The organism is Campylobacter portucalensis, from assembly GCF_009690845.1.
GTDB lineage: Bacteria > Campylobacterota > Campylobacteria > Campylobacterales > Campylobacteraceae > Campylobacter_B > Campylobacter_B portucalensis.
Window position 1 is genome coordinate 32,537 of the sequence record NZ_VWSJ01000031.1, and the last position, 16,423, is coordinate 48,959.

General features: G+C 27.4%; 14 protein-coding genes. 4 read left to right on the plus strand and 10 right to left on the minus strand.

Annotation, left to right across the window (positions count from 1 at the left end; translation table 11 throughout):
- Window positions 1-6: 6 nt before the first annotated feature.
- The 7 genes from tlyA to F1B92_RS07520 are packed head-to-tail and all read right to left on the minus strand — an operon-like array spanning window position 7 to window position 6,595.
- On the minus strand, window positions 7-711 hold the full coding sequence (tlyA, locus tag F1B92_RS07490) for a 23S rRNA (cytidine-2'-O)-methyltransferase TlyA (RefSeq protein WP_326833126.1): 705 nt from the start codon (window positions 709-711) through the stop codon (window positions 7-9).
- Window positions 701-2,644, minus strand: coding sequence for an NAD-dependent DNA ligase LigA (ligA, locus tag F1B92_RS07495; RefSeq protein WP_326833127.1), 1,944 nt, complete (start codon window positions 2,642-2,644; stop codon window positions 701-703). Before ligA ends, tlyA begins: the two co-directional genes overlap by 11 nt.
- A complete protein-coding gene (gene folP, locus F1B92_RS07500; protein ID WP_154571230.1) occupies window positions 2,644-3,780 on the minus strand; it encodes a dihydropteroate synthase in 1,137 nt (378 codons plus the stop codon). Before folP ends, ligA begins: the two co-directional genes overlap by 1 nt.
- A 1-nt stretch (window position 3,781) precedes the next feature.
- On the minus strand, window positions 3,782-4,393 hold the full coding sequence (locus F1B92_RS07505; protein WP_154571231.1) for a DNA polymerase III subunit delta': 612 nt from the start codon (window positions 4,391-4,393) through the stop codon (window positions 3,782-3,784).
- The gene (locus tag F1B92_RS07510) at window positions 4,390-4,932 is read right to left on the minus strand and encodes a HobA family DNA replication regulator (protein WP_154571232.1); all 543 of its coding nucleotides are present in this window, start codon (window positions 4,930-4,932) and stop codon (window positions 4,390-4,392) included. The genes F1B92_RS07505 and F1B92_RS07510 overlap by 4 nt, the downstream gene beginning before the upstream one ends.
- Entirely contained in the window at window positions 4,932-6,131 is a 1,200-nt protein-coding gene (locus tag F1B92_RS07515) for an aspartate kinase (protein WP_154571233.1), read from the minus strand. The genes F1B92_RS07510 and F1B92_RS07515 overlap by 1 nt, the downstream gene beginning before the upstream one ends.
- Window positions 6,131-6,595 carry an RNA pyrophosphohydrolase gene (locus F1B92_RS07520; RefSeq protein ID WP_154571234.1) on the minus strand — a complete coding sequence of 155 codons (465 nt, stop codon included), beginning with the start codon at window positions 6,593-6,595 and terminating at the stop codon, window positions 6,131-6,133. Before F1B92_RS07520 ends, F1B92_RS07515 begins: the two co-directional genes overlap by 1 nt.
- A 115-nt stretch (window positions 6,596-6,710) precedes the next feature.
- Between F1B92_RS07520 and hemW the strand changes: the two genes are divergently transcribed.
- Complete coding sequence (gene hemW, locus F1B92_RS07525; protein ID WP_154571235.1) at window positions 6,711-7,748, plus strand: radical SAM family heme chaperone HemW; 1,038 nt, start codon at window positions 6,711-6,713, stop codon at window positions 7,746-7,748.
- A 22-nt stretch (window positions 7,749-7,770) separates the two neighbouring features.
- Here hemW and F1B92_RS09470 read toward each other — a convergent pair whose 3' ends face one another.
- The 3 genes from F1B92_RS09470 to F1B92_RS07540 form a co-directional block, all read right to left on the minus strand.
- On the minus strand, window positions 7,771-8,874 hold the full coding sequence (locus F1B92_RS09470) for a restriction endonuclease subunit S (RefSeq protein WP_326833128.1): 1,104 nt from the start codon (window positions 8,872-8,874) through the stop codon (window positions 7,771-7,773).
- Window positions 8,875-9,035: 161 nt separating this feature from the next.
- Window positions 9,036-10,667 (minus strand): HsdM family class I SAM-dependent methyltransferase, encoded by a 1,632-nt coding sequence (locus F1B92_RS07535; RefSeq protein ID WP_154571236.1) that lies wholly within the window; start codon window positions 10,665-10,667, stop codon window positions 9,036-9,038.
- Window positions 10,668-10,684: 17 nt separating this feature from the next.
- Entirely contained in the window at window positions 10,685-13,837 is a 3,153-nt protein-coding gene (locus F1B92_RS07540) for a type I restriction endonuclease subunit R (protein ID WP_154571237.1), read from the minus strand.
- Window positions 13,838-14,031: 194 nt separating this feature from the next.
- Between F1B92_RS07540 and tatB the strand changes: the two genes are divergently transcribed.
- Genes tatB through queA form a run of 3 tightly spaced genes read left to right on the plus strand, consistent with a single transcriptional unit; the run spans window position 14,032 to window position 16,184 of the window.
- Window positions 14,032-14,445, plus strand: a complete 414-nt coding sequence (tatB, locus tag F1B92_RS07545) for a Sec-independent protein translocase protein TatB (RefSeq protein WP_154571238.1) — start codon at window positions 14,032-14,034, stop codon at window positions 14,443-14,445.
- Window positions 14,438-15,172, plus strand: coding sequence for a twin-arginine translocase subunit TatC (gene tatC / locus F1B92_RS07550; protein WP_154571239.1), 735 nt, complete (start codon window positions 14,438-14,440; stop codon window positions 15,170-15,172). Before tatB ends, tatC begins: the two co-directional genes overlap by 8 nt.
- Entirely contained in the window at window positions 15,165-16,184 is a 1,020-nt protein-coding gene (queA, locus tag F1B92_RS07555; protein ID WP_195836326.1) for a tRNA preQ1(34) S-adenosylmethionine ribosyltransferase-isomerase QueA, read from the plus strand. The genes tatC and queA overlap by 8 nt, the downstream gene beginning before the upstream one ends.
- Window positions 16,185-16,423: the final 239 nt, after the last annotated feature.

Here is a 16,423-nt window from a genome sequence, read left to right on the forward strand (position 1 = left end):
CTAAATTTAATACATTTTTTTAAAAAGATAAAAAATTTCTTCATTTCCGCTTTTACCTTTTATCTTAGAATATCTTTTTTCAACAAAAATAAGCCCCAATTTAGCACAATCAAGCTCAAATTTTTGCATAGACTTCAAAATAGACTTTTGATCAACAACAACGCCATTTTTATCTCTTTTAACCATTTTTCCGACTTCAAACTGCGGTTTAAACAACATTATAGCAAATTCGCTAAATAAATTAATAAGATAAGGCATTATCAAATTTAACGATATAAAGCTTACATCGCAAGTTAAAATTTCGTAAATTTGATTGGTTTTAAAATCTCTAATATCTAAATTTTCAAAAACTTTCACTCTATCATTATCTCTTAAATTTTGATGAAGTTGATTTGAGCCAACATCAACACAAGTTACACTCTTTGCACCATTTTCAAGTAAAATTTGAGTAAATCCACCAGTAGAGCTTCCTATATCAATGCAGACTTTATCTTTTAAATTTATACCCACATTTTCTAAAAACAGCTTTAGTTTTAAAGCCGCCCTTGATACATAAATTTCATTTATGGCTGAAATTTTACCACTTTTTATATCAAAACTAGGCTTACTTAAAACCATATCATCAAGTAAAATTTGACCACTTCTTATAAGCTCAATTGCCCTATTTCTACTTATATTTAAAGCATTTGCAGTATATAAATCAGCTCTCACTTAAAGCCTTAAATTCATCTTCATTAATTATTTTGATATTTAAACTTTTAGCTTTTTCAAGCTTGCTTCCAGCACTCTCTCCGCAAAGTAAAAAGTCTGTTTTTTTAGAAACAGAATTTACTACATTTGCACCAAGTTTTAAAAGCTCATCCTTAAACTCATCCCTACTTTTACTTAAAGTTCCTGTAATTACAACATTTTTACCATTAAAAACGCTATTTTTAATCTCATTTTTTTGAGATTTTAAGTTTAAAAACTCCATTAAATTTAGAACTTTTTCTTTATTGATATCTACAAAATCAACAAAGCTTTTTGCCATAACATCGCCAAAGCCATCTAAATTTAAAATCTCATCATACGAAGCATTAAGCCAATTATCTCCAAAACTATTAGCTATTTTTCTAGCAGCAACTTCGCCAATATGTTCAATACCAAGTGCTGTTATAAAACGATAAAGTTCTTTAGTTTTAGAATCTTCAATCGCAGTTAATAAATTTGATATTTTTTTATCTTTAAAGCCCTCTAAATTTTCTAAATCTTCATATTTTAAATTATAAATATCAATTATAGATGAAATTTTTCCTTCTTTATAAAGTAACTCTACTATTTTTTCGCCAAGACCATCTATATCCATACAATTTTTTGAAGCAAAATAGATTAAAGAGTTTATAACTCTAGCTTTGCAATCTAAATTTTGACACTTTATCAAAACTTCTTCATTTAAAAGATGAGAGTCACATTCTGGACAGTTTGTAGGGCGTGTGATTTTAGATTGATTTCCATCTCTTCTATCTTTATAAACTTTTGTTATCTTGGGTATAACATCACCGCTTCTAATGACATTTACAAAATCGTTCTTCATAAGATCAAGCCTACTAATTTCATCAAAATTATGTAAAGTTGCATTTCTAACAACCGCTCCATCAATTTCAACTGGCTCTAAAACCCCAACAGGCGTTACAACTCCACTTCTACCAACTTGCAAAGCCACATCTAAAAGTCTTGTAGTTTTTTCAGTTGCTTTAAATTTATAAGCTACCATAAATCGTGGAAATTTAACCGTATATCCTAAATTTTGAGATTTCTCAAGGCTATTTAATCTAACAACCATCCCATCCATTAAGATCTCTTTTTCATCTCTTAAATTTACTAATTCTTTATAAGCTTGTGAAATTTCATCAAAGTTTTTACAAACTCTTTTAAACTTATCTTGTAAAAAACCTAAACTCCTAACAAATTCCATTATTTTTGAGTGAGTAGATAAATTTAGCTCATTATATCCCACTCCCCAAGGAATAAATTTAAGCTTTCTTTTGGCTGTTATGCTACTATCAAGTTGCCTCAAACTCCCTGCTGCTGCATTTCTTGGATTTGCTAATGGTGGTTCATTATCTTTTGCTCGTTGCAAATTTAGCTCATCAAAATCACCTTTTGCTATAACAACTTCGCCTCTTATCTCAATTCTACCCCTATAATCAATGCTTAAAGGAATGCTTTTTATAACCTTAGCATTTGTTGTAACATCTTCTCCAACCACGCCGTCCCCTCTTGTAGCTGCACTTACTAAAATACCATTTTCATAAAGTAAATTTAAACTAGCCCCATCAAATTTAGGCTCACAGTAAAACTGAAAGCCCTCTTTATCCCCTCTTTTAATCCAAGCTTTTAACTCATCATCGTTAAAAACATCTTCCATAGACCACATTTTAGCGATATGGGTTGATTTTTCAAATTTATCGCTTATAACACCACCTATTTTTTGAGTTGGTGAATAAGGTAAAATCTCATTTTCATTAGCTTTTTCATACTCTAAAACTTGATGATATAGCGTGTCGTATTCTTCATCACTTGCTAATGGCTCATCATAACTATAGTAAGCCTTAGCCCATAAATTTAGGGTTTTAACCGCTTCTAAATACTTCAATTTATCCACTACCAAACTCCAAAATCACTATAAATTTCGTGCATCTTAAACATTTGCATATGCTCTTTAACATCGTGAGTTCTAATGATTGTAGCACCATTTTCAAAAGCTTTTAAATGCAAATACAAACTTCCAGGAAGCCTATCTTTAATCTCTGATTTATAATAAAAATTTATAACACTTTTTCTACTAGCTCCAACAAAAAGCGGATATCCAAAGTGTAAAAAATGCTCCAAATGTTTAATCAAAAAGATATTATCACTAGCACTTTTTCCAAATCCAATACCAACATCTAAAACTATTTTTTTACAGCCATTTGCCAAACACTCTTTGATCTTAATTTTAAAAAACTCATCAATTTCATAGATCAAATCATCATATTTTGGATCTTCTTGCATAGTAGTTGGCTCGCCTTGCATATGCATTAAGCAGTATTCCACGTCATATTTTGCAGCAAGAGTGGCTAAATTTGTATTTCCTGTAATATCATTTATCATATAAAAGCCTTTATTTAAAGCATATTCCAAACAATACTCATCAAAACTATCAAGGCTAAATTTTGCTTTTTGATATAAATTTAATCTATAAATTTCATCAATTATCCCCTTAATTCGCCTAAATTCCTCATCTCTACCACAATATTTACTCCCAGGCCTACTTGAAACACCACCTAAATCAATATAACTAGCCCCATCTTCAATATGAGTTATAATTCTTTTAATTCCGCTATTTGTATCAACTCTACTTTGTGAGTTAAAGCTATCTTCATTTATATTTGTAACACCCATAATTTCAGGCTTTTTTGGTTTTGTAAAATTATTTTTTAAATATTTAGCTAACTCTTTTAGCTCAAAGTCTTGTAAAGCCTCTTTTTTAGATAAAATTTCAATTTGTTTATCATTTACTATTAAAAGTGCGTTACTTAAGCCACTTCCTAAAATCACACTTTTTTCACAAACTAGCTCAGCCCCAACACTCAAAGCATCTTGCTTTAAGATATTAGCAGCTGGTGCTTTTATATCTTTTATATAAAAAAAGTTCAAATTTGACTTTTTTTCCATCAGCTTTTGCCCTGCTTTTTCAGGTTTAATATCTTTGCAAATTTCATTAAAATCAGTTTGATTATTAATCTTAAAAATTTTCAACTCATCTCCTTGTTTTTTCGTTTATCATAAGCAAAAGAGGAGTTAAAACAGCTCTTGCTTTAGTATTTAAATTTATTAAAATCATAAGCTTGTTGATATACTCTAACTCTTTTTGGCTAAATTTAAACCCCATCTCAAAGCACTCAAAAATTATACTTTCTAAAATTTTTTTAAGATCATTTTTATCTAACATATCTTTTTTTTCTAACTCTATCTTTGCATTTATAAAATTAGTCAAATCTTTTAAGGTCAAATTTGCAAAATTTAACCCTGTTTTTTCAGCAAAAACTACTTGCAAACGATTTTCAACACTAAGCCTTGATATAATTGTCTTTAAAAATACACTCTTAGATGAACTAACTAGGATAAATTCTATATTCTTAGGCGACTCTTCCAATATCAAAAGTAGCGAATTTTGTGCTTCGTGTCTAAATTTATATCCCATCAAAACGATAGTTTTTAAATGATCTTCTGCAATATAAGCCTCTTTTATAGCATTTTTTGTATCTTCTAGCAAAATTTCACTATTTTCAAAAAATTTAACATCTTGTTTTTGACTCAAAAGCTCGTCTTTTAAAGCTTCAAAGTCATTTGTGATTATAATTTTATTCAAATCACAACCTCATCAAATAAAGCCGCACTAATACTACTATCAAAAAGCTTAAAAAGTTGAATGAGTTTAATATCTAAATTTTCATCATTTGAATCAAGATAAAAACCATTTTCGCACTTTTCATCTATAAGCCACATATAACTATCATCACTACTTTTTGCAATTCTAGCAAGTTCGGTATTTCCTCTACCTACATAAAACAAAACATATCCATTTAAAAAAGATAAGCTAAGCATATCAACTAATAACGCAATCCCCTCTTTTGAATTAATAGAGTCAAAATTTGGAAATAAAGATTTTAGAGAAAAAAATGGTAGTATCGGTCTTTCGTTGTCATTTTTATTTATATTTCTTAAAAAATAATCTTCAAACCAACTTCTATCATCATCACAAAAAAATATAAAAGAGCTTCCATCTAACAAAAGTCTGATTTTTGAAGATAAAAGAGGCGTCCATTCCTCTTTTCTATCCTCTAGCCAAGTTGCCATAAATGTATCTTTTCTGATCCTATCAAGGCTCCATTTATAAAGATCTTGCATTATTTATCTAACTCATAAGCATCATGCAAAATTCTAACAGCAAGCTCGCCATATTTTGCTTCTACTATCATTGAAATTCTTATCTCACTTGTTGAAATCATCTGCATATTTATATTGCTTTGTGCTAATGTTTCAAATGCCTTGCTAGCAATACCACTATGAGATTTCATACCAACTCCAACAATAGAAACTTTTACTATCTCACTATCGCTTTCTATGCTAAAATTTTCCCCTAATCCATTAAGAGCGTCAATAGCTTTATCTAATTCATTTTGTGGTACCGTAAAGCTTATATTTGCTATGCCATCTTTACCTGTATTTTGGATAATCATATCAACATTTATCTCTTTTTGAGATAAAATTTTAAAGATTTTAGCAGCCACTCCTGGCTTATCATCAACATTTCTAACTGTAACTCTTGCTTGATTTCTATCAAGTGCTATTCCGCTTACTATCGCACCTTCCATCTTTGTTTCTCCTATTATAAGTGTTCCCTCATTGTTATTAAAGCTACTTCTAGTAACTAAATTTATGTTTAATTTTTTAGCTAGCTCAACTGATCTATTTTGAAGCACTTTTGCCCCTAAACTAGCAAGCTCTAACATCTCATCGTAGCTAATTTTATCTAATTTTCTAGCCTTTGGTTCAATCCTTGGATCTGTTGTATAAACTCCATCAACATCGGTATAAATTTCGCACAAATCAGCATTTAACGCTCCTGCAATAGCAACTGCTGACAAATCACTTCCGCCACGACCTAAAGTCGTAACATCGCCATTTTTACTAATGCCTTGAAATCCAGCTATAACTACAATCTTGCCCTCTTTTAAAGCATTTTTGATTGCAACAGGATTTATAAATTCTATCTTAGCTTTTGTATGAAATTCATCAGTTATCATACCAGCTTGTCTTCCACTAAAAGCAACAGCTTCAAACCCTTTACCGCTTAAAGCAATGGCTAGCAAAGCACTAGTTATTCTCTCTCCAGCACTCAAAAGCACATCCATTTCTCTATCGTTTGGATTTTTACTAAAATACTCAGCCCACTCTATTAATTTATTTGTTTCTCCGCTCATAGCAGATACTATCACAACTAGATCATTACCCTTTTTTTTAGCCGATATAACTCTTTTTGCTACCTCATCTATCCTCTCAAGTGTTCCAACACTTGTTCCTCCGTATTTTTGAACTATTAACATTAAATATAACCCTCTTTTTTAAAATAATCTAAAACTTTTTTATAGATGTTTTTTTTGAAATGCCCTATGCAATCAAAAATTTCATCAACTCCTATAAATTTATACTCATTAAATTCTGGATGTTTTGTAGATAAATTGATATTTGCGTCCTCTTTTAGACGAACTAAAAAATATTTTTGTGTTTGCCCAATATAGGGCTTTAGTCTAACTCTTGCATTTTTAGGAAAATCATATTTAAGCCAACTCGGATACTCAGAAATTATCTCAATCTCATTAGTTCCAATCTCTTCTTTTAGTTCTCTTAAAAGTGCCATTTGAGGCGTTTCTCCATCATCAATACCGCCTTGTGGAAACTGCCAAATATTTTTAATATCAATACGTTTTGCTATAAAAATCTCCTTTTCTAAAGGATAATTTTTAGAAAGAATAACAGCTGCGACATTTGGTCTGTAACTATTTTGCATACTAAATCCTAAATTTTTTACAAGATTTTATCTAAAATTAATTTAAAAATCGGTAAAAAACCAAAAATTTAAAAGTTTTAGCTAAATTTAATAAAATTAATCTATAGGATTTAAATTGCATATTTATATTCATATTCCGTTTTGTTCTAGCAAGTGTCCATATTGTGCATTTGGTTCAAGTACTGATAGTTTTAATTTAGTAGAAAGGTATTTTGAAGCACTTTTATTTGAGATAAAAAACTCAACTCTAAATAAAATATCTACAATCTTCATAGGTGGCGGAACTCCAAGCGTGATAAGTGCTAAATTTTATGAGAAAATATTTGATGAATTTAGAGATTTTTTAGATATAAAAACTGAAATTACAACTGAAGCAAACCCAAACTCAGCGACGCTAAAATGGCTAAAAGATATGAAAAATTTAGGTGTAAATAGAGTTAGTTTTGGAACTCAAAGTTTTAATGATGAGAAGTTAAAATTCTTAGGTAGAAATCACTCATCAATACACACAAAAAAAGCAGTTTTAAATGCTAAAAAAGTAGGCTTTAAAAATATAAATGTAGATATTATTTATGATACTAAATTTGATGATAAAAAAATGATAGAATTTGAGCTTTTAAATTTAGCTAAATTAGATCTTACACACATTAGTGCCTACTCTCTTACTCTTGAAGAAAATACGCCATTTTATAATAAAAGTAGTTTTAAAAAAGATAGTGTAAATTTGGCTAAATTTCTATTTTTAGGGCTTGAAAATTTAGGCTTTAAACAATACGAAATATCAAATTTCGGTCAAATTTGCAAACACAATCTAGCATATTGGCAAGGTAAAAACTATCTTGGCTTTGGTGCTTATGCTGTTGGCTTTAAGGATGATAAAAGATTTTATTCTCCAAAAGACATTAAATCTTACATCAAAAATCCCACTTTTAAAAATATAGAAAATTTAACTAAAAGCGATTTAAAATTTGAAAAAATATTTTTAGGAATGAGATCAAAAATAGGAGTTGAGGCTAAAATTTTAAATGAGTTGGAACTAAAAAGGGCTAAAATTTTAGTTGAAGAAAAAAAACTTTCATATAAAAATGAAAGATTTTATAATCAAGATTATCTTTTAAGTGATGAGATAGTTTTGTTTTTAGTAGAAATTTAAGCCTCATAAATATATCTCTTTTTTAATCACTGATGGTTGCTTGAGCGTTCATAAGTAGGGGTAATAGAAAGTCTTTGAGAGATTCTAAGTATTCATTTTCTTTAGATTTTTTTTCTTTTAAAGACAGTAATTTATTTAATCTATTAAGAATATTTTTATCTTTAGGAATAAATACTGGGATATTTTCTATATCGTTTTTAGTTATAAATTTTACAATTGACCCTGTAGATTTAGATTTAAATGTATTTATTCTTTCGGCACATGATAGATATAATAAAGCATAATAATCTTTTTTTGGTGTTAGTACATATGTTCTTTGATAGGCATTAAATTTTCCTGTATAATGTTTTACATTAAAATCACCATTGCCAGCAATAAGAACAGATGAATTATTAAATTTATATTCATCACATTTTAAAGGTTCGTTTGAGCATGTAAAGAACTTATATCTTCCATTTTTAACAGAAAAATTTGCATCTTCCTTTCCAGTTATAACTTGTGTAAGATTTTTAGCAACAATAAATTCACCTTTAATTTTATTATTTGTTGATTTAGCCATAATATCTTTAAAAATGAGATGCATTTGCTTCTCTAAATTATCGTTTATTTTGTTGTTTAACTTAATTTTATTTTCAATATTACTTAAAATTTTTCCTACTTTCCTTTGTATATCTATTTGGGGTAAATTTATGTCTATATTTTTTATATCATTTGGTGTAATAGAAGGATATGATGTTGTGCTTTGCTCTGCTAAACTTTGCATTTTTTCTACCATAATATCCTGAGTAATATAATAATAAATAAAATCTGGGTCAGCAATATTATCATCTACATCTATAGTACAAAACCCAGTTGAAACCAAAATGTTTGAAAAATCAAGATTTTTAAGTATTCCAAAATGTTTTTGATTTGGTCTTACAGTTGAATATAATATGGTATTTTGTTTAACTTTCCTTTTAGCCCTACTAGGAATTTTTCCTTCACCAATTTTAAAAATTTTAAAATTTACTATTTCATTACTTATTAAATTACTTGTATCTAAGTATTTAACTTCTGTTATTTTATTTTTTCCCAACAATGAAAATGAATTTATTTTTGCTAAATCACTTAATTTATATTTTCTCACCTTATCGCCTCTTATCCTATATATTTTTGATGTGCTGTTTTTATATTGATTTGTGTTACCATTACATATTTTAATTTAAAATCTTTTTATATCCATTATAACATTTAAATCTGTTTATTATATAAGTTTTAAATATTTTTATAAATTTATGAAAATAAAATTTACTCATACTTCACCTTTTTTAGTTGCTCCATAATCTCTTTTTGTAGTTTTTCTCCTTCTGTAAAATATTCTTGTAATTGTTTTTTATATTCATTCATTTTTGCCTGAAATTCTTCTTGTGTTAATTCGATATATTCAATCTTAATATCAAAATATTGACCAGCTGAAAGTGAATACTTCTTTTCTTTTATTTCATCATAAGTAACCGCCACTGAAAAATCATCTACTGATTTTTTATTATTAAATGTATTTATAATTAAATTTATATCATCATTTGTAAGTCTTCTTTTTTTATTTTTTCCATCTTGATAGTCTTCACCAAGTTTTGAAGCATCTATTAAAATTACTTTATCGTGATTTCTTGCATTATCAAAAAATAAAACCGATACATTAGTTCCAGTATTTGCAAAAACATTAGACGGCATACTAACGCAACCATAAACGATTTTATCATCAACAATTTTCTTTAAAATTTTATTTTCTACGCCCGATTTAGAAGTTATAAATCCAGTAGGAATAACAATTGCTCCTTTTCCCGTTTTAGGCTTTAAAGAGTTGATAACGTGTTGAATAAATAGAGTATAAATTGCCATACTTTCTTTTTTCTTAGCTGGAATATTAGGAACTCCAGCCCAAAATCTCGCAGGCATTGCTGATATCTTTTCTCTTGTTTCTGAAAAATCCATTTTAAAAGGTGGATTTGATACAACAAAATCAAATGTTCTTAAATCTTTGCAATTATCGCTTTTATGATATGGAGCAACTAAAGTATCCCCTTGAATTGCATAATCTAAAGATGAAACTAAACCATTTAATATAAGATTTAATTTAAGCATTTTATTGCTTCTTTGAGATATATCTTGAGCAAATATAGTGCATTTATCTTCTCCAATTTGATGAGATAAAGCCATAACTAGCGTTCCTGTGCCTGCTGAAGGGTCATAAATCTCAATACTATGATAATCTTTTTTATCTCCAACCAATAATCTTGCCATAATGGTTGCAATTGATTGTGGAGTATAATACTCTGCATATTTACCGCCACCATTTGTATTGTAGTCTTTGATTAAATATTCAAATATTGCTGCAAAAAAATCGTAATGTTCATCAAATACTTCTTCAAATGAAAAATTTACCAATTTATCAATCAATGCTCTTGCAAAATTTGAACGCTCATTTTCATCAGTAACATATATAGTTAATTTTTCAAATATAGGAATTTTAGTATTTTGCACTGTTTGAGTGGCAAAAATATCTTCATTTTTAGTTGCAATCTTAACCATTGTTTCGTCAAAAATTGAAGCAAAATTTTCTTTTCCTTGTTGATTCCATAAATTAGAAATAAGATGCTCGGGATCAAGTAGTGGGATGTCTGCTGATAATTCATCTAATAAATCCTCTCTTGTATTTTTATCCATTTTATTATAAGCTTCTTCCCATTTTTTGGCAGTTTTAAGCTCGCTACTAATTTTTTTAATCTCATAACCAAATTTATCATTAATAAATTTATACAAAAAAACTTGTGTAATGATTTTATACTCATTCCCATCATTTCCCATTCCATAAATTTGACATATTGATTTTAATTCATCGATTAATTTAATAGTTTTTTCTTTTACTTGTAAATTCAAATCTCCCCTCCTTTGATTTAATAAGCATAAATTTCATTATATTGATTTAGATATTCAAGTTTTACTTTTTCCATAATAAATTTCTTATCCTCTTTGTTTGTAACTATATTTTTATTTTTAAAAGTCGATGTTATGCTACTAGTTATCGTTTTTCCAAAGTAAGCATCTTTTTTTAAAATATCATTTTTATCATAAACTTGTTTATCTAAATCTGATTTAATTACCCAAAGAATATCCATAATTTCAATATCTTTATCTGAAGCAATATAATTAAGATTTCTCTTTTTTCTTGATTGATTTTCCTCTCTTATTCTTTTGTGAATGCGTGTAAATTTTATATCTCCTTTATATTTTTTACTTAAGGTTTCATTTTTTCTATTTATTTCATCTAATTTTTTGATAATCTCATCTAAATGTTTTAAATACATTTCATATTCTTTCATACTCGATATAGTAAATCCTTTTTCCTTAAATCTCTGTTTAAATGCTTCAAAAATTGATATAAACTCTATATCTTCTTGATCGATATTTTGAGTAAAAGATAATATCGTTTTTTTTAATTTTTCATTTAAATCATATTTTGATACGATTTTTAATTCTTCTTCAAAAGATTTTGTAAAACTAAACTCAATATCCAACATCGCTTCATTAATCATCATTTTTATATCATCATTACCCTCTAAAGCCATCTTTTGGTTAATTATATTTATTCTACGGCTAACCTCAGAAATCATTTGCGGCAAACCATCAATTTGCATTTTATTAAATTTTTCTTTTAGTTCATCATCGCCAAATGTTTTTACGATATTAAAACAATCTCTTGCATCCATTAAAGCATTTTTTAATTCTAACAACACTTTTTTATCTTCAACATTTGAGATTTCACTTGAAAAATCTTCTAAATTGTCAGTTGTATAGTTAAATAATAGCTCTTTTACATTTTCTATTTTAGAAATTAATTTTTCTCTATCTTCTAATACATCGTTAAAAGTATCAATGACTATATTTTCATCTAATTCATTAAATCTTCCTAATTCTTCAAGATATGCTGCGTTTGTTTCATCAAAATTTTTCTTTATATCTGCAAAATCTATAATATATCCATATCTATTATCTTCATAAGGTCTATTAACTCGAGTTATAGCTTGTAATAAATTATGATCTTTGAGTTTTCTACCAAAATATAATCTCTTAAGTCTTGGAGCATCAAATCCAGTCAAAAGCATATTAAAAACAATTAAAATATCAACTTTTAAATTCTTTTTAAAGTCATTTATAATTTTCTTTCTTGTCTCTTTATCTTCGCTATCATAAAGTATTAAACCTGCTTTATAATGAGTTTGGTTTGAAGAATCTTCATTTAATTCTTTTTGCATTTTATCAAAGATTTCAAATATTTTTTTAGCTTGTGTGCTCGTTTCACAAATAACCATCCCACCTAATGTATCATCGCCTTTATGTAGTCTAAAATTTTTTAAATCTTCAATTATATATTTAGTAAGCTCTTTAATATATGATTCGTGCTCAATTATGTCTGATTTTTTTATATCTTTTTTTTGCACTAAGATATCTAATTTATCATAAATTTGTGTTAATTTTTCTCTATAAGATGTTTCAATATCTTCTCTTATAATTTTTAGCGTATATCCATCTTGAATAGATTTATCATAATAATATGTGTGAATGTAATCTCCAAAAATTTTCCACGAAGCCTTTTCTTCTTTTAATAATGGAGTTCCTGTTAAAGCAATTTTTATAGAATCGGTATCAGAATTAAATAAATTAGATAAAAAACTGCCTTCTGGTTTATATCCTCTATGTGCTTCATCTATAATAAAAATTCTCTGTAAATTTGTAGCATATTTTGGTAAATCAACTTTTGTTTTATCCTCCGCAAAACGTTGGATATTAACAACAATAATTTCTAAATTTCCGCTATTTCCCTCCATAGATTGATTTGTTCGAAATTGCTCCATTAATTCTTCTTTGTTGTTTGCAGTTTTAACTGATAATCCTCTAGCTTCAAATTCTTGTTTTGATTGCTCTAATAAATCTAATCTATCAACTACAAAATAAAATTTAGCTACCTTATTTTTATTAGCGAAGTAGTCTGTTAAATATTTTGTTAGATAGTAAGATAATGCTGTTTTACCGCTACCTTGTGTATGCCAAATAACGCCCGATTTTTTACCTTCATCTAGTTTTTCCTTGATTGCAAAACTAGCAAACATTTGCTGGTATCTCATAATGTGTTTTTGATTAATAGAAACTATTTTTCCATCTTCTTCTTTCGTAGAATTAACATATGCAATTCCATATTTAATGAGAAATAAAAGTCTTTTTGGACTACATATTGATGTTATAATTTTATTTGTGGGCGTCATAATATTTAAATTCTTTTGATATTCAGGGGCATTATGTAATACCTCGCAATTAAAATCACTCAAAATTTTCTTTTCAACATCAAAATCGATATCTAGATAAGGGTAGTTTTCGTAAAAATAATTTTCGTTATTTTTTATAGCATCTTCTCTAAAACAATTAAAAAAAGATTTATCTTTTGAAGCAGTGCAATAAAACGCCCCTTCTATTGGGACAATACCGCCTTTTGTAGAATATTCCATATTATTTGAAAATATCATTAATTGCGTGATATTAATAAATCTTCTAAATTTTTTATTAGGAAATCTTAAATTATTCATTCTTTCACTTTCAGCTATAATTCCATCTTTATTGTTTGGTATTTTTACCTCAATAAAAACTAGCGGCAATCCATTAATAAATAGTGTTATATCTGGTCTAAATTCATCATTTCCATTTTTACAAGTAAATTCAGCCGTAAAATGATAGACATTATTTTGAACGTTGTTAAAATCAATTAACTTCTTTTTGGCTGAAACTAATCTTTTATAAAAGCTTTTCCCTAAATCATCATTATTTAATTCCTGCTTAATTTCAGATAAAATTTGTTTTGCTTCACCTTTAAATTTAGGATTTAATTTTTGAAACTGCTTTTCAAAAACATTAACTAATATATTAGTATCGCCATCATATACTGTATCAAGATCATTTTCTGAAATTTTACCAAAATATTCATATCCTAATCTTGTAAGATGAATTAATGCAGGTAATTGAACTCTTGTATTTTCATTAAAATTTGATTCTATCATTTTATTACCCTTTCTATATTTGTTAAATTTTATTATAACATATAATAAAAATTAAAACAAAACTAAAAATCATCTATTCTTCTATATTTTACCGCATATATTAATTTTAATATTAAAATAACTTTTTACATTTTTTAAATAAAATTAAAGAAAATTAAGTAAAATAACCAAAAATACAAATTTTAGGAAAAAATATGTTTGGAATGAGCTTTTCTGAAATTTTAATCATCGCAATAGTAGCAGTTATCGCACTAGGTCCAGAAAAATTACCAAAAGCAATGGTTGAAATAGCAAAATATCTAAAAATACTTAAAAAAACAGTAAATGATGCAAAAAACAGTTTTGAACAAGAGATAAAAATAGCAGAACTCAAAGAAGATGCCAAAAAATATAAACAAAGCATTACTCAAACAAAAGATGAAGTTAGAAAAAAAATAACTTTTGAAGATCTTGAAGAGCTAAAAAATGGTGTAAATTCAGTAAAAGATGAGGTTAGTGAAAATTTAGAGCAAATAAAAAGCGGCTTTAATACTATAAAAGATCCATCAAATGCCATCAAACAAAGCATTAAAAATGAAATTATAGATAAAAAGGATTTAAATGTTTGAAGAGTTAAAACCACATATTGTAGAATTAAGAAAAAGACTTTTTATCTCTGTTTTATCGGTTATAATACTTTTTTTAGTGTGTTTTTCGTTTTGGGAAGCTATTTTAAATTTTATGCTATCACCGCTTAAAGAGGCTATGAAAGGCTCTAGCGAAGTGATTTTTACTCATCCTGCAGAAGCTTTTTTTACAGCAATGAAAGTTTCATTTTTTGCTGGACTTGTTCTTTCTATGCCTATAATTTTTTGGCAATTTTGGCTTTTTGTTGCTCCTGGACTTTATGATAATGAAAAAAAATACGTAATTCCTTTTGTTTTAAGTGCTAGCGTGATGTTTTTGGCAGGATCTGCATTTTGTTATTACTTAGTCGTTCCTGTAGCTTTTGATTTTTTAATAAATTTTGGTCACGGAACTTTTACTGCAATGCCAAAAATAGGTGAATTTGTGGGGTTTTTTATAAAATTAATAGCTGCTTTTGGTATTAGTTTTGAACTACCAATAATCACGTTTTTTCTAGCACTTATAGGGCTTGTAACCGATAAAAGTTTGATTTCTTTTTTTAGATATGGAGTTGTATTGATTTTTGTATTTGCTGCCATTATGACACCACCTGATATTTTAAGTCAATTTATGCTAGCAGTGCCACTTATAATTTTATATGCTATTTCAATATTAATAGCAAAAATAATCAACCCTCATAAAGATGAAGAGTTGCAAAATGATGAATGACTTAGATCTACTTAACACTTATGATTATTTCTTGCCAAAAGAACTAATCGCCACTAAACCGACTTTGCCTAAAGAAGAAGCTAAGCTTTTAGTATATGATCGTAAAAATGATAAAATTTATCATCTAAAATTTGGAAATCTACCTGAAATTTTACCACCTTGTAAAATTATTTTTAACGATACAAAAGTTATAAAAGCTAGAATCTATGGACACAAAGAGAGTGGAGGAAAGATAGAACTTTTAATCAACCGCCCTTTAGATGATAATAAATTTAGTGTTTTTATAAAAGGCTCTGTTAAAATTGATACTAAACTTATCTTTGAAAATGAGCTTTTTGCTAGAGTTTTAGAGCTTTTAGATGATGGAAGTAGGATTGTAAAATTTTATAAAAAAAGCGAAATTTTAAATACAGACAATGTTTTTGAAATTTTAGAAAAAATCGGTCATACACCACTTCCGCCATATATAAAAAGAGATGATAATAAAAACGATGAAATTTGGTATCAAAGTGTCTTTGCTAAAAATTTAGGTGCAGTCGCAGCTCCAACTGCTTCGCTTCATTTTAGCGATGATATGATAAAAACTCTTAAAAAAACTCATGAAATTTTTTATTTAACGCTTCATATTGGAGCTGGGACTTTTAAAGGCGTAGAGAGCGAAAATATACACGATCACAAAATGCATTCAGAATGGTTTAATATCCCTAAAAATACAGCTTTAGTTTTGGATAGTAAAGATCAAATTTTAGGCGTTGGCACAACTGTAACAAGAGCGGTTGAAGATTACGCTAGAAATCATAATTTAAGCAAAGAGTGCAATTTGTTTTTAAACTATGCAAATAAACCAATTCGTCAAAACTATCTTTTAACAAATTTTCACTTGCCAAAATCAACTTTAATAATGTTAGTAACAGCATTTATAGGATATGAAAAAACAATGGAAATTTATAAAATAGCTATAGAAAAAGGATATAAATTCTATTCATACGGTGATGCGATGTTAGTGATTTAATATTTTATTCTATGCTTTTTGTAATAATTTAAATTATATTAATATTTTTAAATATATAAATTTTATGTTGATTTTAAAATTCCAAATTAATAAAAATTAATTTGGAATTAAACTCTAAAAATCTATATTTTGATTTAGAAGTCATAAGAGTAGAAATAATCTTTAAATAAATTCTAAAAGAGTAAAAAGATATAGAGGTTTTTAGTAAATTTAGATTTAATTGTTAAATTTAATGAAAT